Origin of the sequence: Bacillus sp. FSL M7-1020 (assembly GCF_038050415.1) — a bacterium.
In the GTDB taxonomy this organism is placed as follows: Bacteria; Bacillota; Bacilli; order Bacillales; family Bacillaceae_G; genus Bacillus_A; species Bacillus_A toyonensis.
In genome coordinates, this window is sequence record NZ_JBBOTW010000001.1 from 3,838,317 (window position 1) to 3,860,377 (window position 22,061).

The following is a 22,061-nucleotide window of genomic DNA, read 5'->3' on the forward strand; positions in this document are numbered from 1 at the left end:
CTATGTTCTAGAAGTCATCTTTGTGAAATCAACATAATTCCATCTACCATCATGGAAATACCACCCTAAACCTAAGCTACCATTTGTATAATGAATAGAACCTGCATTAGCACCAAAGTATCCACCACATACGTTAATCCCATTACATTCAATTGATTGTGTCGTTGCAACAGGATCTTTTGATTCAATCCGAAATCTATTTTCATTGTTGTAAATGTGACCGATGTAACTTCTACGTTCTCCACCGCCACGGGGATAAAAACTGAGTCCTGCACGATCGCTTCCAACGAGTGCCATCATTTCGCCATTGCTTATGATTTCAAGTGGCGCATTCATATAGTTCCATTTGTTCACATGATTGTGATAAATAACATTATCTTTTGTACCAAGTGCAATTGTAGAAAAAGGCAGTGTTCCGTTTACGAGTTGTCCATGTGTTGTATCCCAGTTATAAACGGAAGGAACGTCACCTTCCACCAACTGAACACCTGATACAGCAATTGCTTGCATATTATTTAAGAGCCCCTCGCCAAATATATCAATATAAACATACCCATTTCTTTCTACATAGTTGCTCGGAACAGTGAAGGTTAAAGCGTATCTTACTATTTTTCCAGTTTGAATGCTTGGTGCATCGTAAGTTTTTGATGCTCGTCCAAGCTCCACAGGAGTGTCACCGTTATATTTACCAAATATCGCCCTCATGATTGGTTTATTCGTAATGTTTACACGATTATCATTGGTAGTTGCTCTGAAATGAGCCGACAATGTGTATTTCTTACCTGGTTTTACCCCTTCAAATAATGTAAATCGAATCCAATTTCCTAAATCTATCCGCATCGGATTAACCATTGGCTCATAATTATTAACCACTGGTTTCTCAATATATGGACTAGACATAATTGTCCATGTAGGACTGTATTCGATCTTCAAAAAATTATTATTAACAGTAGTAAAAGAAATGTGTGAAAAGTCATGATCTGGAATGAGATTCGTTCTTGGTGTTACTGAAAATTTCTGCCCACGCTCATCTTCAAAAAAGAAGTCAGCCATTTTTGCTGTAATACCATTCTTATCGATCGTAACTTTCCCATTTTCGATTTTAATTACATCTGCATTAATACCTGTTGCAGTGAGCCATTTTACAATGGTATCAGCGTTGATTTTCAACTTCGCAACATCAATTTGAATCTGTTCTGCCGTCTGGTTAATAGCAGAAATGATGTCACCCTTTTTAACTTGCGCTAGAATACCTGTATCAAGAACCTGAAGCTTAGAGCTTGTTTCTTTTACGTAAGCATTATATGTGTCGTTTACAAAGGTTTCATGCTTTCTAGAAATAATTGAAACGCCTTCTACATTTGCTGTGATACTTCTTTCTAACTCTGTCACTTTCTGATTGTATTTATCGGTAGCTACTTTATTAGCAATATCTTCAATCATTTTATCAGCATCAATTTGATCTTTCGGATGTAACCAAAATTCAGTAACCACTTTACCACGCTGTAACATTGGCAGGGCAGCTCGTATACGTCCGTTTCTTTGAACATAATAGCGCCATCTAACCCACTCTTCATTGGCTGCAACCTTTGAAACCATCGTCATTCTTGCCCAATCACCTTGTTTAGCCCATTGGATTTCTACACGTTGTGTTCTCATTCTAGTTCCTTTGGTAGCATTCCAGAACTCAATTTCCATCCAAGCTTTTTGATCCAGTGAAGCTATATTGTCAGTAACAAACCAACCTGAAGAAATAAGATCCTCACCATTTGTAACTGATATAAATTCAGAAGCAGTACCAGACCAGTGATCGCTAGTCTTTCCTGAATAATCACTCCAGAAAGTTGCGTATCCTTTGTATTTTGAACCTGGCTGAACGACAGTACCTTGGTTAATTGACCAATACTTGTTACCTAATTCAAGACCTGCGTTTCTGATTTCGTTGATAGAACCAATACCACCTACATAGTTCTCAACATCTTTCATTTTCACTGTCAGATCAAGTGCGTCAGAATGTTGTTTGATTGTAGATTGTGCTTCAGTAATTTGTTTACCTTGTATCGTTTGTGTTTCTTGTATCTTGGTAACGTTTTGAGAAATACCTTCAGCGGTTTTCTCTACTGCTGTTACACGTTTATCAAATCCACCCTGATTATTTTCTACTTTTGTTACTGTTTCTTTAATTCCATCCACACTTTTTGCAATCTCAGTTGTTTTATTTGTTAGAGTATTTGCTTGCTTTTCTACACTTGTTAACTTCTCACTAATCTTGCCTGCTTGCTCTTTAATTTCAGTTGTTGTTTTCTTCAGATCATTTGCAGTTTGTTGCACATCAGATATTGTCTTTTTTGTGCCTTCCACAGTTTGCTCGACTGTATTAAATTTATTGCTGATATCAGTATCTTTTTTAGTTAACGATTCAATAGATAATTTAAACCCGTTAGAATCCTGCTCAAACTTTGTTACCTTCTTATCAATTTCACCCTGTTTATTTTGCACATCAGAAATGGTACGACTAACACCTTGTAAGCTTTCTTTCACTTCATTAAATTGCCCTGTTGCTTGTTTTTGCGCTTCTTGAACCTTTTGATTTAATTCATTTTTTGTGGTCTCGATATCTTTGCTCACCTGTTCCAATGTTTCTTTCTTAACGGATTCCACATCAGGAATAACAGGATCCCATTTTCCATCCTTCCACAATTTCAGAATACCAGGCTTACCTTTGCTGATATCTTGCCACAAAGTTTTTCTATCCTTTAAGTTTGCTGTTGGTGGATTTACGCCTTCAATAATATCAACGATATTATTCTTCAAGTTTTCAGCCACTTGTTCAGCAATTTTCTTTGCTGCTTCCGATTCTTTTCGAATGACTTCTGTTTCTTTTACGTTTTCTTGAAGCTTTTTATCTAACATATCTAGTAATTCTTTAGATGCTTTATTTGATAAGCTACCCATGATTTGTGCGTATAACCTATCGATAAGGCTTCGTGTATCTTTAATTTCACGATAATTACCAAAGATATATTTATCTTTCGATGGATCAGTGTCACATTCATCTGCTGCTATTAACCTGGCTTCTAAGAAAAGTGGTGGACTAAACCCTGTATCTTTTATTCGTACCGTATCTCCTTTACGAACCGATTCATGAGATAAACCAAACACTTTTTCAAGCGCTACTGCATTTACTTCATATGAAGTAGAACTATCAATTCGCTTCTTTAATTCGGCTTCGGTTAACTGTTTGAGTCGTTGCTTCGTCATATCTTGATCTTCTGTTTGTGGTAAATACATATCGAATAAATGCTTGCCATCTTTCGACCAACGTTGTAACGCATCGTTATTTCCTACATAAAGTTTGCCATTGTTTATTTCTTCAAATGTGAGAAATTCACCAGTTTCACTATTTTGTGGACCAACACCTACAAGAGCGGTTACTACATCTTGACTATTCTCAATACGCCGGATGCCTTGTGCATCTTTTCCTAACAAGAATTCTTTTCCATTGTCACGTCCTACTTTTTTTATTACATCTACATACCGACCGACAATAAAAGATCCCATTATTTCTGTTCTAAAACGAATCTCAAGTTCAAACGTAGATGCGATTTGTTTTAAGAGATCAAGCGGATTTGTAAAATCCTTAATAGGAATGGTACGTATACCAACAAACTCAGTAATCCCACGTTTCCACTCTGTACCTTGTAAAGCAAAGTCCGTAGATTCATTGACTGTAGTAGCTTGTAAAGTTTGTGGTTTAATTACAGTCGCTTTCTTTAGCTTTGTATGTTCACCAAGTGCATAAATCTTTTTTGGACGACCTGCTGTATCTTGCTCTACTTCTGTAATAATGTATGAAACAAAAGTACCGTCACGGGTTTGTTTAACGACAAGGTTCTGTTGTATAAGTGATGCCGCTATCTTTGTACCATCAGCTGTTGTGAACTCAAATTTATCTTTGTTATCTTTAAGCTCCCATTGGCGTAAATCATCCCAATAATCCTGTTCTTTGATAACACCTACGATTTGTTCTGTTTTAAAATCCACAATGTGTAATAGATTATTTGCTTTACTCATCTGTAACGCTCCCTATACGTGACATCTACTTGTCCAATGTTATTTGGGGATATTTCGATTTCATTCTTTCCTTTTTCAATACGTATATAGTCGCTCATAAAATCCTTTATATTTATCGCATCTGCTCCGTTAATACGAATACTCGCATCCGATGAATCGATTTCTACAAGATCTCCTTTTTGAACAATATAAGGTATTTGACGTTCTGTATTGCTATTTACTTTTTGCACTTTAATATCGTGCACGGCTGCAATTAATGATGGTGCATCACTAAACGAGCATATATGCACAACAATTTGAGCGACTTTTTTCATAAAGCTATTTCCCGTATCCCACCATTGGGCAAATTTTTCTGTATGGTAATTTCCTTTTTCATCGATTAAAGCAATATCACCCTGCCAATAATTTCCCACTCGTGCAATGTGTAGACGTCCATAAAAATCATTCCATGTCGAACGATAATAACCAGTTTCCGCTATAATCAGATGATTGTAGTCACCGTTTCCCGCCATAACTTCACCAAAATTTTCGCTAGAATTTCTATATGCATCAAACATACCTACTTTTCCAACTACAACGCTGTTCTCATCTAATAAATAAAGTTCTACACGTCCCATAGTTGCAGGGTTTAAGTTTCGACATTCAACTATTGCATCAAGCGTGAAATCTTGTAGCGGTCCACCTGTAATGCTTCTTTTCACTGCTGGTCCGTGCCAAAATTGCCCTTGACCGTAATCAGATGGCATAATACGTGCGCCATCCGCTATCATTTTCCCTGCTACGATTCCATAATCTGAAACAAAATCTTTCCCCACTTCCGTCCAACCCACTAGAGAATTCGCTTTATCATGCATAACCAATTCATACCTACTTATTGGCGTTTCATCTATTTTAACTGGATATCCTATACGAAAATGTTGACCTCCATTTTTATTTATAATATCGATGAATGTGGACGGATTCTCTACCTGTATCTTGAATTTCGGTTCTGAAAATACACTTCCCTCATTCAAAGCATCCATTTTAATAATATTATTTGGTTCTAGTTTTGCTTTTTCATTTCGAATTGGTCCTAATTTATAAGGCATTGGACAAATAAATTTAAGCGTTCCTATTCCAAGTGTTACAAATTCATCCGGATCAAAGCTATCATCCACAATTGCTAAATACGTTCTATTTGGTTCTACATCAAAAATAAGTTCTGTTGGTTGATCTGTTATTAGCCAACTTGCAATTTCTTCTTTCAGCTTTTCTAAGTTAGATCCATCAGGTACTATAATTCCTACCGGAATAGATAAAACGCGCATTTCTGTTTGTGTGTTTAACAATCTTGCGCCTGGATATCCTGGAACGTTTAGAAAATTTCGTTTCAATGGTGCCCAAGTAGGTCTTTTCCATCCTTTCGCAATTTGAATAAAGCTTTTACGTATTTTGTTAAATGTAAAAGAACTCATGCTGACACCTCATTTCTTTATAAAATAAAAGAAACCCAAACCTAAAAGGCTGAGTCTCTTTGTTTTTCTCTTTCTTGGTACTCGGTTGTATATCGATACGTACCACGCGCCACATCTCGCCCCTCTATAACAACAGGAACTTCAACAACCAAATCACCGCCAAGCATCGGAATTGCTCCACCGTCAGATGATCCAAATGAGTTATTAAATACTTGATTTGATACACTACTTGTCATAGCCTGTTTGCTATTTGACATATTTCCATACACACCACTCATGACAGTCTTTAATCCTGATAATTGACTCACAGAACTAGCCATCATACGGCTCATGTCACCCATTAATTGATTTATTTCGCCTGGCATAGCAAATTGTTCTCGTGGCATGGCTGCTACGATTCCTGCACCAATAGCTCCAAGTGTCTTTTTATTAAGCGGAAGCACCGCTTCGTCCCCCGCTTCTCCTGCTGCTTGATAACGTCCATTATTCATCCCAAAGATAGTCGGCTTAGTGAAGATACCACCTTTTGCACGCCAATCAATATTAATTCCTGATGGATAAGTAACATCTTTACCTAAAACGTTTTTCGTACTTGTTTGTAAGCTAAAGTGTGGAAGAGGTGGCATTTCAGGCTTTGGAATTTTTAATTTTAAATCACTAAAGAATCCCTTAATCTTCCCAATAAATTCTTCTACATTACCAACCGCTTCTTTGATTGGATCGATGATGTTACGTTTAGCCGCATCGAATTTTTCTTGTGCTGCATTTTTTATAGCATCAAATTTTTCTTTCGCACTGTTATACATTTCACCGAATTTTTCTTTCGTAGAATTATAGGCTGAAATAACCGGATCAATAACATATTTATAAACTAACTGCCATGCTGCAAGTGTGTAAGATTGGATTTTCGCCCAATTTCCTAATATCCAATTTGCTAAATCATTCAACTTTTCTTTTGTTGCACTCCACAATTCTTGCACTGGTTGGATAACATACTGTTTTACCAGATTCCACGCTGCTGATGTATATGATTTTATTGTCTCCCATTGTGAATTTAGCCATGAAACTAAATCACTGAACTTTTCTTTTACTAAGTTCCAAGTATCTACGACTGGTTGAATGATATATTGCTTAAATAATCCCCATGCTAATTGTGCCACCGCTTTTGCAATTTCCCATTGTGTACCAAGCCAAGTAACCATTTCACTGATTGTTGTACTCACCCAATTGTAAGCTTCTTGAATTGGTTGAATAATATATTGGCAGATTGCCGCCCATGCAATTTGTACTCCGGCTTGTATTAGTAGCCATCCAGCTTCTAAAACGGTAGAAACTGCCGAAATAATTGGATCTAAAACAGTAAGAATCGTGTTCCAAGTTTCTTGCCAAGCTTGTACGAGTGTTCCCCACAGTTCGGAAGCTGTTGTAACTAAAGAAGTCCACCAAGAGAAAGCTGTTTCAACAATTCCAGACCACAAACTACTAAAGAATTCGCCTATCGGATCAAAGAAACTATGCATCATTTCTGTGAATGAAGCCCAAGCTCCTGAGAAAAATTCGACAATAGAATTCCAGGTACTACTACATATCTCGCCTATTCCTGTCCATAAATCACTAAAAAATTGACCTATTGGATCAAAGAATGTATGCATTGTTTCTAAAAATGAATTCCAGGTTTCACTAGATGATTGAACGATACCGTCCCAAAGTTCTATCAAATATTCCTTAATAGAATTCCAGGTTTCTATTGTCCAATTTTTGATATCGTCCCAGTTTTTATAAATTGCTACACCTAAAGCGACTATGGCCGCTATGATAATCGGGACAATGGCAACTATCCCAGCTGCTACAGCCGCACCAACCCCAAAAATACTCATTACCGTTACAACTATTGGCGCAAGCGCCATAATTGCACCTGAAATTATTCCAATGGCAGTTGCCACGGCTGCAAGCGTTGCTGCTAATGCTGGATTATTAGTAACCCATTCAGCAAATTTAGATACCAGATCAGCTACGACTGATAATACTGGTTCTAACGCCATCTTTAAATCTCCCATAGCCTTTTGCATTTTAACCGCTGGATTGGCATCCATTTTTTTGATAGATTCATTTAAGTTCTTTTGGTTCTTGTCAAAATCAACTACTTTACTTTGTGCACCGAGTAATGCGTATGTTATGTTATCGCCCTGGTCTTCGTACATTGTACCGAAGAGTTTGACACCTAGTTCATTCCGTTTTGTTTGATCTTCTACATTGGCTAAAGCCGCTGCAATCTCTGTCATAGCCGCAGATCCTTCTTTTCCACCTTTAGAAACAGATTGTCCCCATTTTTGCAATTGTTCAGCTGAAATATTAGTTCCTTCCAGCGTTTCCTTCATAGCCTTATCGACACCTTGACCGAACTCAGCCGCTTTGATGCGCCCTTCTTTCAAACCATCTAAAAGGTTATCAATATTCCATGTTCCTGTTTCAATCCCAGCTTCCATAATTGCTTGGACTTCTTCAGCATTGTACCCTGCTCGCGTTAACTGTCCTCCATATTCAGCAATAACATCTAATTGCTCAGGTGGAAATCCCATTTTTAACAAGGCATTGGTTAATCCAAGTGCGCCTTCTTGTGAAATGCCTAATTCATTTCCAACTTCATTTGTTTCTTGTATTAGTTCTGTGAAATCTATACCTTCATATGATTGTGCAATTGCGGCTGCTCCCTTTACGATTGCTGCATTCGCTTCATCACTTACACCTTTATTCAAAGCCCATTGCCTACGTACACCTTCTAAAGATGCTTCTGCATCAACGCCATAAGCGGTAACGCCTCTCACAGCTTCTTCTACAGACTTTTTCGAGGATTCTGGGACGTCAAATGTTATATCAATCTTGGTTTTCAATTTTGACATATCAAGTGCTTTTTCGATTGTCCCAGCAATTCCGCCACCAGCTACCATTGCTCCAAGAACATTTTCTAAGCCAATATCTAATTCTTGAAATTCTCTTTCCGTCCTTTGGGCTTCTTGTTGTAAATCTCGTAATTCGTTCCGTACTTGTTGTATTGAATTACCAGCATCCACAGATCGTAGTGCTCGTTGTAATTTTTCAATATCTGCTTCAGTTCCTAATGCTTCACGACCAATAATTCCAATTGCTTGTTCTAATTGGCGACTTGTAGCTGTTCCGCTTTTAATTGCATTCACAAGACGATTTCCTAATGCTCCTGCAAAATCATCAACGCTTTTTCCTGTAGCTCTAAACAATGTTTCTAATTGCCTTGTGGAACTCGCTACATTCTCTTGTTCAGCTTTCATGTTTCCTAGTTTATTTTTAAGACCATTAAGTGACCCTTCTGTAAATTCAATTTCACGTCTGAATGCACGATATTGTTCTTCAGAAATTTTACCGTTTTGAAATTGAGCTTGTACTTGTTGTTCCGCTGCTTTCAATTTATCTAGCTTTTGCGTTGTATTTTCAATCTGTTGTGTAAGTAATTTTTGCTTTTGTGCTAATGCTTCCACATTACCTGGATCAAACTTTAACAGGCGTTCAACATCTTTTAATTCTTTAACCAAGGCATCACTTTGTTTATTTACATCTTTTAAAGCATTTTGTAACGGTTGAGTATTTCCGCCGATTTCTATCGTAATCCCTTTAATTCTTCCTGCCATTTTCTCACCTCATTTCTTAGAACGCATCGTAATCTTTTTGATTTGCTTTTCTAACTTTTTCTTTGTCTGGATTCTCCATTTCAGCGAATTCAGCAATGTAATCAAAACAATCACCAATTGTCATATCTTCTAAATCCCAACGCGTTAATTTCGCTTTATAACAAAGAGCAAGGAACAAATCAGTGGTTAATTCTTCATCACTGAATGTCCCTTGCTCTCCATTGTTTTCTTTTATTTTTTTTTTGCTCCCATAGTGACTTGAATCAAATCCATAATTTCTGGCATGATTTCCTCAATCGGGAATTCTTCAAAACCGTCAAGCCAAACCATAGGATCAGGAATACTTGGATCAGCCGTTTTAGCGAATAACCAAGTCAAATCATAAACAAGCTCAAAGTCCACTTTACTTAAATCAAGATTAGATGTATCGATAGGTTGTTGTGATCCATCTGACGAAGTTAATGTACTAATTGCTCCTAACCCCATCATATCTGCAAATAAATTACGTCTGAATTGTGCTTTATATCGTTTAACTGTTGCTGCTGTACTTTTTAATCTGACTTGTTTTCCATCTATTGAAATTGTCTTTTCCATCTACTTATGCTCCTTTCGGTAATGCAGGTACTTTTGTATACACTTTTTTGTACCAATTATCATAAATCGCTTGTTTTGATTTAGTTGTAGTCTTCGTTTTAACCATACGTTTTCCGTTAATATCAATAGGGCTTGATACAAATTTAAGCTCATTTGTATTTGGCTCCGCTGAATTTGTTTTCGTTTTAGATGCAAGTGTTGGACGACTTGCTGAACAGTTAAACATAACGTGGCGCGTTGCTCGTACATCACCATCAAATTCAAATAATAATGCAAATGATTTCCCTTTCGCATCAGCTAATTCGTTTAACACACCGTCTTCTTCGTCTAATTCCTCTCCTAATGCATCAACAGCAAATTGTTCTGGAATTGTCGCGATGGATAGCGTTCCGTCATAACCTTGGTTATTACTTGCCGCATAGTAAAGCATGTCATCCGCGTAGAATTCAATTAAATCCCCTCGCGGATCAAACGTTAATTCAACTGCACCTGGTAATGGAATCGGTGTGCTAAATGTGACTACACCATCTTTAATATCGAAAAGTGCATAATGGACATTTTTCAAACCAAAAGCTACTTTGTTTTCATTCATTTATATCAACCTCGTTTCATAATTTTTTTGATACAACTTTTCAGATTCAATAAAAGTCCCATACGAATCATAAGGAATTTCATGATCGTCTAGGACTTGTTCAAGCTTGGCTTCTGCAACTAAATCTTTTTTAGTTGTATAAAGCTCTATATTTAAATCATTTATCTTGTGATAGACCTTGTTATCAGCCATTAAATTTGCTGATCCATCCACAAGAAAACAGATATAAGGCGGTGCCGGAACTGGATTATTTGGCGTTGCTGTGAAATGAGAATAAGCCACAGGATAACCGGTAGCTTCAAGAATTTTTGTTAATTCACCTAATATCATTGTTGAACCGCCCTTTCGATACGTCTTGGCAATTCGTCAATTACATACTCTTCAACTGGACGAATATGAACTTGTGCTGGAACTCGACCACCACCGACTTTCGCATGTCCCTTTTCTAAAAGATGTGTTAATTGTCCTTTTGTATTGTGGACGACAACGCTATTACCTTCTTTTTTCTTACGCCACCCTTTACGATAAGCACCTGTTTTTTTAGGGCCACTTTGTCTTAATTTACTTACAGCAAGATCGGCTACTTCTTCTTGTGCTGTCAACAACTCTTCTTCCACAACATTTGCATATCTTTGTAATTCTCTAGCAAGATCACCCGCAAAATCATTCATATCAAGTATGCTCCTTTGCGATAATAGTCAATGTTTGATACATTTCATCATCATTCATTGGAGGCTCGATAATATCAAAAATACGACCTTTCATATTGATTCGCATTAATTCTGTAATGCCTTTTGTATAAGGAATTACAAACCGATAAATCCGAGTAGCTTGTGAAGCTGAAGCTTCAATATACTCATACCCTTTTACCGTTTTTATCATCGACCATGCTTTTTTAACTTCTTGCCAATTACCTGTTTCAACCTCTTGATTCAATTCATCTTTTATTACTTCAGGTTGTTCAATAATAATACGATTTCTAAAATCACCTGTATTTAGTGGCTTTTTATACTGAAAGGGACGCATATTAATCACCGCCCAATTTTATTTCTTCTAAAGCTTTTTGAATGCCAAAGCTATTAATTTCTGTTAAAAAGTTTTCGGCAAAATACTCTAGTGCATCATTATAAACATAACGAGAACGTTCAAATACTAATTCTTTGAACGTCTCATCTTTGTTTATGTCATACGATCCACAATCTTTTATTAAAGCCTTATTGGATGCAAAAAGGATACGTCTCAGGTTATCGTCTTCATCATCACCCAAGCGCATCCTATCTTTGAATTGCTGTAATATTTCATTTGAAATTACTGTATCCATTCACATCACCCTTGTGTTGGTGGTGTTACTTCTCCAACCTTCAATTCATACACTTGAGCTGCGTATTTATCCTTTGGCTTACCTGTAGCATATTGTTTAGCAATATAAAGTGTTGCATCTTCTAATGCTAACGTTTGGTCAAACTTTTTAATCGGCTCCGTTCCACCCATTGCTGCAATATACTCTCCTTTAACAAAAAACAACACTTTCCCTTGAGGTACAAACACTGATTCTGTAGGAGTTGGATTGAATGGTAAGCTCGTTACATAAACACCAGCTGCATTTAAAGTTGTTGCATTTGCTTGAACATCAAATGTGTCAAAGGGATTCGTAACCATAACTACTTTTCCAGCAATATTCTTCGGCTTATCTGCATCTTTACCATCAGCTTTTAATTTTTTTGCAAGTAACTTAACAACATTTTTTAATTCATTAATTGTTTTACGGCCTGGCTCAAATGTTAAAGTACCAGCAACTTTTTTATCTGGATACACTCCACCCGTAACACTTCCACTAGGATCTTTTAATAATCCAATAGGTTCATTTTTACCTGTACCTACTACAAATCCTCGTTCTAATCCAACGGCCATTGCTTCTGTAATCATTGCGCGTACATAACGTTCTACCCATACTGGTCCTAAATTTAACATATCATTTGATAATGGAATAAATGCTGTTAATTTAAGTTGCGTAATAGGTTCTTTTCGGAATGTAGCATTTAGTTGTCCTTGAATATCTCCAAATAATGGTCCCCATACTGCTGCACCTTCTGGATCTCCATAGATAAGTTCTGTAACAGCTCCTAAATTTTCTAGTCCAATATGTTCTAAGAACGGATGTCCACTTACTAAATCATCAAAGATTCTCTCTTGTGTTGTTTTAGGTAGAATTTCAGTATCTTTAAATCCACCATCTTGCACAACCGCATTAAAGAACTTCAGTTCCTCACTCGTTAATACATTGGAGCCACGAGATTGCATAATAGAACGGTCTACCATAGATTCATTTACTTGATTTAAAATATCTACTCGCACATCTGTAGCAAGCGCCTCAATCATCGAATTTAACGCTGCTGTTTGTTCTTCTGGTGTACCTTCCTGAGTCGCTTTCGCAAAAGCTAGTTTCTTTTCTTCAAAATTATTGAATTTAATCACCATTTTTTATTTTCCCCCTAAATTTAAAAAGAGCGTACTCAAATTCTGTTTATTAACAGGTTCTTGAATAGGCTCTTTTGAATTTTGATTATTTGTTTGTTTCGTATATTTAGCTACTAAATCTTCTTTGAAATTTTCTACAATTTCCACTTCTTCATCTTCTTGCGTATCATCAATCTCAATTTCATCCGCAATTTCATCCGCTAAACCAAGAGCAACTGCTTCCTCTGCTGTTAGCCAAGTTTCATCTTTTAAAAGTTGTTTTAGCTCTTCATCTGTTCCAACAAAACGTTTCTTATAAGATGCTGCTAAAGCTGAATCAATCTTTCGTAAATCTCGTGCTGTTTTTTCAAAAAGATCTGCATTTCCATATTCAAAGGTACTCGCTTGATGAATCATCATCATAGTATTACTTGGCATAATGATTTTATCACCAGCCATCGCAATTACAGATGCGGCACTAGCCGCCCAACCATCAATATGAACTATAATTTCTGCATTATGCTGTTTTAACTGATTACAAATTGCTACACCATCGAATGCGGAACCTCCACCGGAATTAATATGAACGTGAATTTTTTCTGCTTTTACATCTTGAATTTTCCTTCTTACAGCTTCAGCATTATTTTCACTAAACCATCCACCGATTGAACCATAAACAGTTAATTTATACTCATTTTCACCTTTAGATTCAAAACGAATATCTCGTTTTAAATTTAGAAGCTTATTCATATTCACTTGCTCCATCATTCCTCACCTCCTTTAGGTTTATCTAGTCTTGTATAGTTTTTCGTAATATGATGAACATTTAAGTTCGGATCATCAGAATCTTCATAATCTACTTCTGATCGAATTTCATTTCCTGTAAATGCACTTGAAGAAATGAGTTTATCAATACTTGTCGCAAGATCAAATATACTTTGATAGGAAACAGCCTTGACCTCAATTTTTTGTCCCAAAATATATTCTCTCATTTCAAAGAATTTAACGTTCGCTTCATCAGATAGCTTTTTTAATAATGGCCGTACTGTGAAAAGCATATAATTTTTCGTTTGCTTTTCTACATCAGCCATTTCCCCGTATATCAAAGCTGTAGGAATACCCATTGCCATAGCTACTTGATTTAAGAAACCACTTGTTATTTTATTGATTTCTTCTACACTTGGCCCATTCGCCACACCATTGTATATCTCGTTATAATTAATACCCTTTTGTTGCGGAACAATAGCTATATCTTTTGAACCAATTGACTTATACATGTTGTCTATAAACTCTTGTAACTTCGTTATTTGTTCTTCTGTTTTGGCACCGATCATATCCATATCAACTGTGCCACGAACTTGATTTTTACGCTTCTGTGAATTTAATATTCTACCAAATAAATCCCCGTAATCTGCAAACAATCCATCTATAAGTGGAGATAGTTTATCATTTCGATACTTTAAGTGAATTACTTCGCTTTGTTTAAAACTTCGCTTAAACGTGTAATCTTTTACTGTTACATCTGTAAAAGTATCTTCATATACAGCATATTCGTTATGCCGAAATCCATCAGCAATAAGTAAATCACCATCATCCGCCTGTACAACTAAGCATTCATTATCATAAATGAGCTTACGGATGAATCTTTCCCAGAAGGTACTGGCCGTCATATTCTTATTTGGCCTAATATTTAAGCGATAATAAAGCTCGTTTTTCTCAAATACTTTACCATTTTTCACTCTAAATTCAGATTGACTAACTGTTCTTCCTAAAAATGATACACATGTATCAATCGCCAAGCGTTTCATATGAAGTCTGTTTGCTGTATCAGCAATTATATCCAGATCAATCATAAATTCTAATTCTTTATTTCTTTTAAATACTGAACCTAACCATCCAATGGTTATCACCCCCTTTATTAGAATTTAATGTTACCTATAACAAAATCAGTTGCTTCTTGTATCTCATCAGCTCTATAGAGAGCATGAACAAAACACTGGAATCCGTCTGTTTTTCTACGTACAGGTTCTTTCTTTTCATATATTTTATTTCCATCACCTTTGATAACAACTAGTACATTTTGCGTATACCAACGCATTAGCGGATTATCATCAAAAACAATTTGTTTATTTGCAAATGCCATTTCAATGCGTGGAGCTAATAAACTATGAATTGCTTTTGGGTTTCGTATAACTTCTATTTCAAACCCTTCTGCTACTAATAATGGCCGTATTGCTTCCATTCTGAAGTTATCAGCTATGATCTTTTTAATTCCATATTGTTCTCTCATTTCTACAAACCAATCAACAATGTGTTGAGGATTAATAGTTGGTTCATCCACAACTGTTAGTAAACCTTGCTCTTCCCACTCTTTTATAGGAGCAAATTTTTGTTTTTTAAACTCACCTGCTTTTTTAGAATATCCATAATAGATATCAACAAATTCTTTTCGAACAAAAGAATGAGTTTTAAAAATGTACTCCCCATTTTGTCTAAATAAAAGACCACATGCTGCAAAGTCTCGAATGCTTGCAAAGTCTAATGCCCCTATGCATTCTTGAGCATATAAATCAGGAAATTGACGATTTGTAGCAAGAATTTCTGACCATTTCGCAACAGATCGCTCCAAATTTGTAACCGGCAAGTTCATTCGTTTTGTCATGAACTCCTCTCGGTTACTTGGATCATCCTCTAAATCCTCGTATTCTTCTTTTATCGTTTCAAGTAATCCCTCAGCATACTCACTTAAAGGATGAGATAACATTGGATTCGCCATTTCCCAATTATCAATATCATCGACTTCTTTTTCATCATTTAATTTACAAATGAATGGAAAGATAGCATTTGGACGGGCTTCACCATTTAAAACTTTCATTGCTTTTTCTTTTTGCTTATCTAGAAATCCGTCTCGTACATACCCGTCTGTACCAATGTAAAATTCACGTGGGTTTTTCTTTTTCCCTAAACCACTAATGTGGACTCGAACATCTTTATTGCTTTCATATTGATGTATTTCATCAAATACAACCGCGCCATCACGCAAACCATCTTTTGTATCTCCATTAGACGTTCTAAACTTCAATATACTTCCTGTTGCTTTAGAGACAGTTTGGGTTAATGTGGTTTTAAATGCTCGTTGCAATATTTCATTTCGTTTGACGCATTTATGAACTTCATCTGGACTGGTTTTCGCCTGCTCTTCACTGTTTGCAACAACGGAAATGTTATACTCCGTGATACCATGCATTTCACTAATTAAAAAATGAATGATGACTGATATTAATCCGTTTTTACCGCCACCACGTCCTAGCATCCACAAAAATTTCCGGTAAAACACGCGGCCATTTTTCTTATAAAACAAAAAAACGAATGCTATTAAGAATTTCTGAAATGCTTGTAACGGGAAGTACCATTTCTCTCCAAAACGGATACACTTCTCAATCATTTCATCATCAAAATACAAATCGTCTCTGTTCAAAACATATTTTTCTAGATAGTCAATTAACAGTTCTCTTTCTTTGTTGAACTTTATTTTCCCACTCCTATAAAGCTCAATATATTCCTCTACATACTTTTGCCTGATCATATTAAATCACTTGGACTGTATCCCGTATTAGAAGCACCCACTTTAGGAACGAATTTTATATCTCTTCCTAAAGCAATTAAAGAACTGTTAATTTTGTTCCTCTCACTTATAAGAGGGTGGGCTTTAACAAAAACTTGAGAACCATTTTTTACTGTTACAGATTCGCCTTCTTTATTAATGGTTTTATTTATTTTTCTAAATGCTTTGACCAGATCAATGTATCTTTCTACTTTTTCAACTTCGACTAAATCTGTGATATCAATACTATTCATGAGCTGTTCTTTTAACCTCACAATACTAACAGCCATCTACCCACCCCCCCTTACGTGCGTAAAATCGAAAAAAACCTGACAGTTAACCCCCTCCTCCGGTGCCCCTAAGACGAATTTTTAACGAAATATTTTAAGGGGGGGTGTTATTTTTGTTGTATTTTCACCATTTCTCATCATGTTCCCATTTATTTTGTTTCTTTTCATAAACTCTTCCATGTTCTTTGTTATGACAATTCACACAGACTGTTTCAAGGTTATCTATGTCTAATGCAAGATCAGGATGATGTTCTAGTTCTTTTATATGATGGACAACAAGTTGTATTTTCTTACGCTTTGCACTCTCACTGTATTCATTGGTATCTGTTTGTACTCGGCCGTTACGTTTACATTCCTGGCACTCATAGTTGTCACGCATCTTTACTTGTTCGCGTGCACTCTTCCACTCACCACTGTCATAGAACTTACGCTTCTGTTGTTTGGTTTTATACTCTTTCATTTGTCTTTACCAAACGCTTTTGATTCCCTCTATCTCTTTCTAATAATTCTTTTATTGATGTTTGTTCTAGATATTCCATTGAGTAAAGCATGTGTTTCTCTCCATACAGTTTGTAATACTTGAATCGATTAACATCAATTCCAGCCTTCTTATACGCTTTCTCATGTGGCTTAAGGTATTTGATGTATGCTTTCTTATCAATAGGTATAAGACCAAGTGCAGCAATCTTACCGTTTAAAACGCTATCCATATATCATCACTCCTTACCGTCTTCTAAGAATGAATCGATAAGCTTACTAATTAAACTTATATCAGCTTCCTTCTTTACCTTCCGTGTTGTGTTATCAGCCAATGCTTCCACTTCTTTTATTACATGTGGTAACCTTTCTACATCAACATACTCTTTAAACTCCTCCGCTTTTATACCTGAAAGTATTGTGCTAATAGCTATTGCCTTCTCAAGTTTAGTTAATTGCATCTTTCTTCACTCCCTATCTTTATTCAAAATAAAAAGCACCCATTATGAGTGCTTTAATGATTCAATATGTTTATTAACTCTTTCATTACCTAGTTTCCAATACTCTTCTTCCATCTCAAAACCAATGTAATTACGCTTAGTATTAATACATGCTATAGCAGTTGTAAAACTACCCATACAATTATCAAGGACTGTATCCCCTTCTTTTGTATATGTCTTGATTAGATATTCAAAAAGAGCGACTGGCTTTTGTGTAGGATGAAACGTTTTACTCTCACGTGGAAAATCAATAATCGACTTTGGATAGTTAGTATATTTCTTTACATATACATTATTTAAAGATTCATTATTTCTTGTGCCGAATACCTTCATCTTTCTTATTTGTTTCTTTTGGATTGGCTTATCCAATAAGATCAAATCTTGCGGACAATACTTAGGTAATTTTTTATAGAATACCAGAACATTTTCATGATTCTTTAGCGGCATTCTATTTGCATTTGGAAACCCTGTTACATGATTCCCTTTTTTCCAAATCCATTCATAACGAAATAACTTCATATTTGAAGCGATCAGCTTTGTTGTAAATGGTTGACTTGCTGTCAAGAGAATAGCCCCGTTATCTTTAATAATTCTTTCGTACTGCTGCCACAATAAATCAAAAGGAATAATACTATCCCACTTACATGCTGTCGTCCCATAAGGTAGATCGCATAAAATCATATCTACACTCTTATCTGGAATCAGCTTCATACCTTCTAAACAATCCATATTAAATACTTGATTCAACATCTGTTATCTCACCTTTTCCTATTGTTTTTAATTTCATGAAAGCATTAGAAATCATTTGAACAATAGAATGTGGTACGTGAAGTTTTATCCTTCTTCCAATCACCTAATGTTGCTACGCTGATCTGCTCCAACAATATTAAGTAACTGGAAGAAGAGCAAAAGCTCTCCTTAATAACGGTAGCATTCAATCAGTACCATCGGCTGGTTTCGGATTTCATGTGCCGTCATTATGAAACCATTTAGACAACATACTATAAAGGAACTTCATGAGTTGTGTTTTCCGCCACTTCTCACAATACAAATATATCACGTTAATTTCAAAACAACCGGCACATTTCCTGCCAAAAAGCGGTCACGAATCTGCCAGCAATTTTATTTTAGTAAGGAACTTCACTTAATTCTGACTTAACTATCTCAACGTTGTTGAGATTAAATTTGTTACAAGTAGACATTACCAAATCCGCAAACCACTCTGGCGCTGAAGGAGCAATATACACCTTCTCAACTAAATTTCCAATATTACATCTAATATTCCCCCCATATTCAACCGGTGGTTCTCCATCGTAATCTATTATACCTTTCTCATCAGTTGGAAATTTTAAAGTATGTAAGAGCCTTAGCTCACGTTCATGTTCAAATGATTTTCTTTTATAAATATAAGGAAGTAACGGATCATGTTCAGGCATCCATTCTCTCTTAAAATCTATATAATTTACTTTACTTATATGAATATGCTCTTCAGTATTATCAAAACTTTTTATTAAATTACCAACAGTTGATTGAATAGCAATTCCTTCACTGCTTTTCAAATATAAGTCCCACATCGCTGCTGATTCATAGTCATTCATATGCCAACAATTTATTAATACAAATTTTCTTAGCGTCTTACTTAACGGTTCTAAAATACTCTTCAAGATCCTAGTATCCTCTTTTTCAAAGTTCGGATATTTAAAACCTCTTAAATCATTGTTTGCCTTTGGATACGTCCCTTCAAATACATCAGTAAATTTATCTGACCTAGTAAAAAAAATAGCTTCCGTATCTAACAGGCTAACAAATTTAGTAAAGTCCATGTACCTCCATATCTTAGTATCATGACGAGGCATAATAAAATTCGGATATTCTACAAACATATATATTCCCCCTAATTACTAGTTAATTTACATTATTACATGTCATTACTCAGTTATCCATATGTTCTATTTTGTGTAACTAGGCCAAACTCCGAATCCCTTGATATCATTGATTTAATTAGAATTTTCTTTTTGAGTTACACAGTACGAAAATTTTAGCTAACTATAAGCTATTAGGACTTAAAAAAATCACCTCATAAAAAAAGGCAGACCAAAGGCCGCCATGATTTTTAAATATCCATATTATTTTCTATATAATTAAGACTGCTAAACTTAGCTATACGTTTTATTTTTTCATCAAACGCATTTTCAGTAAGTTCTTTATTTAAATACTTAGACAATGCATCGACATCATTATAAACCGTGAAATGGTTAATTCCATTTAAAGTCAAATACTCATATATACATTCTAATAAATCTGGTGATAAAATTATTTTTTTTAATATTTTTTCTTTATTTTCTGGACAAGCTTGTTCTAATTCAACTTCTAAATCTTCTAGCCTATTACTTTGAACTGTAAAATACCCATTCTGCACCAATAATCTTGCATTATTTTTTGACGGATACATTGGAAACGTATACTCCATATGTTCATTATTAAAGATATCTGATAAACTTTCAATTTTACCTTTAACAAGTTTTTCATTCATATTTCTAATCGAATCTGTAGTTTTGATAGTAGGATATTCTTCTTGGAGATTACAATGTAAAGCATATGGATCTAACAACCATATACAAGCATTATTTTCCTTATCATAATCCCATCCTTCAAAAGCAAAATATAAAGCTGTACCAAACGAATCTGTCCAGTCTAATAATCTTGTTTTTAATCCATGATGTTGCATATGAAATTGTAAATCAATATCATCTTCTCTAATAAAAGTTGACGCTTGCTGCTTAAAATTTATTTTCAAGTGATCTTCAAGAATTATGTACTGCATCAATTTTAATTTTTTATTCTTGTCTAAAGTTCGAAAGAGGCCTGAATCCAACTTATATTCTTCCTTACTATGCCCTCTAAACCATATCCAATTTGACATTGATTCTCTTCTAAAGAGTGCAATTTCTTCTAAAATATCATTCCATTTCTTACTAAATATTTCTTTTTTCGTGCTTATTGTTTTAACCGCATTTTTTTTCACCTAAATCCATCCTTACATTGAATAAATTAAATTAACAACCATATTATTCCATATTTTTCTAAATAAATGTAACTACATCGTAGATTATATATTAAATTCTAAACTTAGTCATTGCCTTATCCATCGCATCTTGATTTACACCTATATATCTTAACGTAACCCTTTCAGACGAATGATTGAATATCTCCATCAGCAAAGCTATATTTTTTGTCTGCATGTACATATGATATCCGAATGTCTTACGAAGTGTATGTGTCCCAACCTCATCTAAACCAAATTCTGCTGCTGTGGTACTAAGAATTTTATATGCCATACTTCTTCCTATTGGTCGATTCTTTCCTTGTCTGCTCTTGATTAGATATTCATGATCTTCCATCTCTTCTATATACCATTTCAATTCTCTTCTTAATGCTGCAGTAATCTGAATTCGTTTCTGTTTACCTGTCTTCATTTCACGCATTGAAATATGGCTTCCCTTTAAATCTCCAATCTTCAGTTTTAGAATGTCACTAATACGTAGGCCTGTATTAATTCCCATTACAAACAAGATATAATTACGCTCACTCTTTTCTTTTAAATACTCTTTAATTTGTTGTATTTGCTCTGGATCACGTATTGGCTGAACAAAATTCATTATTCAATCCCTCCAGTTTTTTCTGTCTCGTAAACTTCTAATCTAAGAGCAAAAGCAAGTTTATAAAACACCCTAGCCTTAACACGTCGATACGTACGCTCACTCATACCAATTTCGTTATAAACCATATAATCACATACATCTTCATCTTCTAAATAACGTTTAATGATAATATTTCTTTGATCTTCTCCTGCACGCCCACTACCCAAACGATTTAGGAATTGATCGATACGAACTGATGTTTTCTTAATCCACTCTTCTCGTTTACTTTGTTGTATATTAGCCATCGCTACATCTTCTAATGGCTTTCCTACATCATTTGTAGGTCCGTGATATCTAATTTCATAAGAAGGAGTGACTTTCATTTCTTCACGCATCATTCCAAACTGTCTATATAAACGTACATTTTCAAGAACACCTTCTAATTTTTTCTGCGTTGCTGATCTATCGATTTTTGGTAAGAAAGATAATTGTATAGTCATGTAAGACCACTCCTTTTTATTTTTTATTACTTTTGTCTTACTGCTCCACGTCTCCGCTCATAGAAAGGTCTATGCATCCCCATCAAATTCTCAATTTCACGAGTGCTTAATTTCTCTTTTCGTTTTTTCTTATTTTTTTTCTTAGCTTGTTTTTATTGCTTTTTCCATTCGCGTAACTGATCTTTTAGCGCCTTCATTTCCCCATCTCCCTTTTCA

General features: G+C 35.3%; 22 protein-coding genes. All 22 read right to left on the reverse strand.

The genetic code is table 11. The features are described from left to right. Positions 1–4,074 (reverse strand): phage tail spike protein, encoded by a 4,074-nt coding sequence (locus tag MHB70_RS19580; protein ID WP_061529610.1) that lies wholly within the window; start codon positions 4,072–4,074, stop codon positions 1–3. After that, a complete protein-coding gene (locus MHB70_RS19585) occupies positions 4,071–5,528 on the reverse strand; it encodes a distal tail protein Dit (RefSeq protein WP_061529611.1) in 1,458 nt (485 codons plus the stop codon). The genes MHB70_RS19580 and MHB70_RS19585 overlap by 4 nt, the downstream gene beginning before the upstream one ends. Before the next feature lie 41 nt (positions 5,529–5,569). Further along, complete coding sequence (locus MHB70_RS19590) at positions 5,570–9,190, reverse strand: hypothetical protein (protein ID WP_061529612.1); 3,621 nt, start codon at positions 9,188–9,190, stop codon at positions 5,570–5,572. A gap of 231 nt (positions 9,191–9,421) precedes the next feature. Beyond that, complete coding sequence (locus tag MHB70_RS19595) at positions 9,422–9,784, reverse strand: hypothetical protein (RefSeq protein WP_061529613.1); 363 nt, start codon at positions 9,782–9,784, stop codon at positions 9,422–9,424. Positions 9,785–9,788: 4 nt separating this feature from the next. Further along, on the reverse strand, positions 9,789–10,376 hold the full coding sequence (locus tag MHB70_RS19600; RefSeq protein ID WP_001004909.1) for a major tail protein: 588 nt from the start codon (positions 10,374–10,376) through the stop codon (positions 9,789–9,791). After that, positions 10,377–10,706 carry a hypothetical protein gene (locus tag MHB70_RS19605; RefSeq protein WP_061529614.1) on the reverse strand — a complete coding sequence of 110 codons (330 nt, stop codon included), beginning with the start codon at positions 10,704–10,706 and terminating at the stop codon, positions 10,377–10,379. Further along, the gene (locus MHB70_RS19610) at positions 10,703–11,047 is read right to left on the reverse strand and encodes an HK97 gp10 family phage protein (RefSeq protein WP_061529615.1); all 345 of its coding nucleotides are present in this window, start codon (positions 11,045–11,047) and stop codon (positions 10,703–10,705) included. Before MHB70_RS19610 ends, MHB70_RS19605 begins: the two co-directional genes overlap by 4 nt. 1 nt (position 11,048) lies before the next feature. Further along, positions 11,049–11,402: a phage head closure protein gene (locus MHB70_RS19615; protein WP_061529616.1), complete on the reverse strand. Its 354-nt coding sequence runs from the start codon at positions 11,400–11,402 to the stop codon at positions 11,049–11,051. A gap of 1 nt (position 11,403) precedes the next feature. Beyond that, positions 11,404–11,697: a hypothetical protein gene (locus MHB70_RS19620; RefSeq protein ID WP_061529617.1), complete on the reverse strand. Its 294-nt coding sequence runs from the start codon at positions 11,695–11,697 to the stop codon at positions 11,404–11,406. 5 nt (positions 11,698–11,702) lie between these two features. Continuing rightward, positions 11,703–12,854 (reverse strand): phage major capsid protein, encoded by a 1,152-nt coding sequence (locus tag MHB70_RS19625; RefSeq protein WP_061529618.1) that lies wholly within the window; start codon positions 12,852–12,854, stop codon positions 11,703–11,705. Between the two features lie 3 nt (positions 12,855–12,857). Beyond that, positions 12,858–13,598: a head maturation protease, ClpP-related gene (locus MHB70_RS19630; RefSeq protein WP_061529703.1), complete on the reverse strand. Its 741-nt coding sequence runs from the start codon at positions 13,596–13,598 to the stop codon at positions 12,858–12,860. Continuing rightward, complete coding sequence (locus MHB70_RS19635) at positions 13,598–14,743, reverse strand: phage portal protein (RefSeq protein WP_061529619.1); 1,146 nt, start codon at positions 14,741–14,743, stop codon at positions 13,598–13,600. Before MHB70_RS19635 ends, MHB70_RS19630 begins: the two co-directional genes overlap by 1 nt. A gap of 8 nt (positions 14,744–14,751) precedes the next feature. Then, positions 14,752–16,419, reverse strand: coding sequence for a terminase TerL endonuclease subunit (locus MHB70_RS19640; RefSeq protein ID WP_061529620.1), 1,668 nt, complete (start codon positions 16,417–16,419; stop codon positions 14,752–14,754). Further along, a complete protein-coding gene (locus MHB70_RS19645) occupies positions 16,416–16,727 on the reverse strand; it encodes a P27 family phage terminase small subunit (RefSeq protein ID WP_000301149.1) in 312 nt (103 codons plus the stop codon). The genes MHB70_RS19640 and MHB70_RS19645 overlap by 4 nt, the downstream gene beginning before the upstream one ends. A 124-nt stretch (positions 16,728–16,851) precedes the next feature. Continuing rightward, the gene (locus tag MHB70_RS19650; protein ID WP_061529621.1) at positions 16,852–17,187 is read right to left on the reverse strand and encodes an HNH endonuclease; all 336 of its coding nucleotides are present in this window, start codon (positions 17,185–17,187) and stop codon (positions 16,852–16,854) included. Further along, the gene (locus MHB70_RS19655) at positions 17,174–17,437 is read right to left on the reverse strand and encodes a hypothetical protein (protein WP_061529622.1); all 264 of its coding nucleotides are present in this window, start codon (positions 17,435–17,437) and stop codon (positions 17,174–17,176) included. Before MHB70_RS19655 ends, MHB70_RS19650 begins: the two co-directional genes overlap by 14 nt. Positions 17,438–17,443: 6 nt before the next feature. Further along, positions 17,444–17,665 (reverse strand): hypothetical protein, encoded by a 222-nt coding sequence (locus MHB70_RS19660; RefSeq protein WP_061529623.1) that lies wholly within the window; start codon positions 17,663–17,665, stop codon positions 17,444–17,446. Positions 17,666–17,707: 42 nt separating this feature from the next. Further along, a complete protein-coding gene (locus tag MHB70_RS19665) occupies positions 17,708–18,454 on the reverse strand; it encodes a DNA-methyltransferase (protein WP_061529624.1) in 747 nt (248 codons plus the stop codon). 377 nt (positions 18,455–18,831) lie between these two features. Further along, positions 18,832–19,587 carry a hypothetical protein gene (locus MHB70_RS19670; protein WP_061529625.1) on the reverse strand — a complete coding sequence of 252 codons (756 nt, stop codon included), beginning with the start codon at positions 19,585–19,587 and terminating at the stop codon, positions 18,832–18,834. Between the two features lie 230 nt (positions 19,588–19,817). Next, complete coding sequence (locus MHB70_RS19675) at positions 19,818–20,729, reverse strand: FRG domain-containing protein (protein WP_230306514.1); 912 nt, start codon at positions 20,727–20,729, stop codon at positions 19,818–19,820. 91 nt (positions 20,730–20,820) lie between these two features. After that, entirely contained in the window at positions 20,821–21,363 is a 543-nt protein-coding gene (locus MHB70_RS19680; RefSeq protein WP_061529626.1) for a site-specific integrase, read from the reverse strand. Beyond that, positions 21,363–21,845: an ArpU family phage packaging/lysis transcriptional regulator gene (locus MHB70_RS19685; protein ID WP_061529627.1), complete on the reverse strand. Its 483-nt coding sequence runs from the start codon at positions 21,843–21,845 to the stop codon at positions 21,363–21,365. Before MHB70_RS19685 ends, MHB70_RS19680 begins: the two co-directional genes overlap by 1 nt. Between the last annotated feature and the right edge of the window lie 216 nt (positions 21,846–22,061).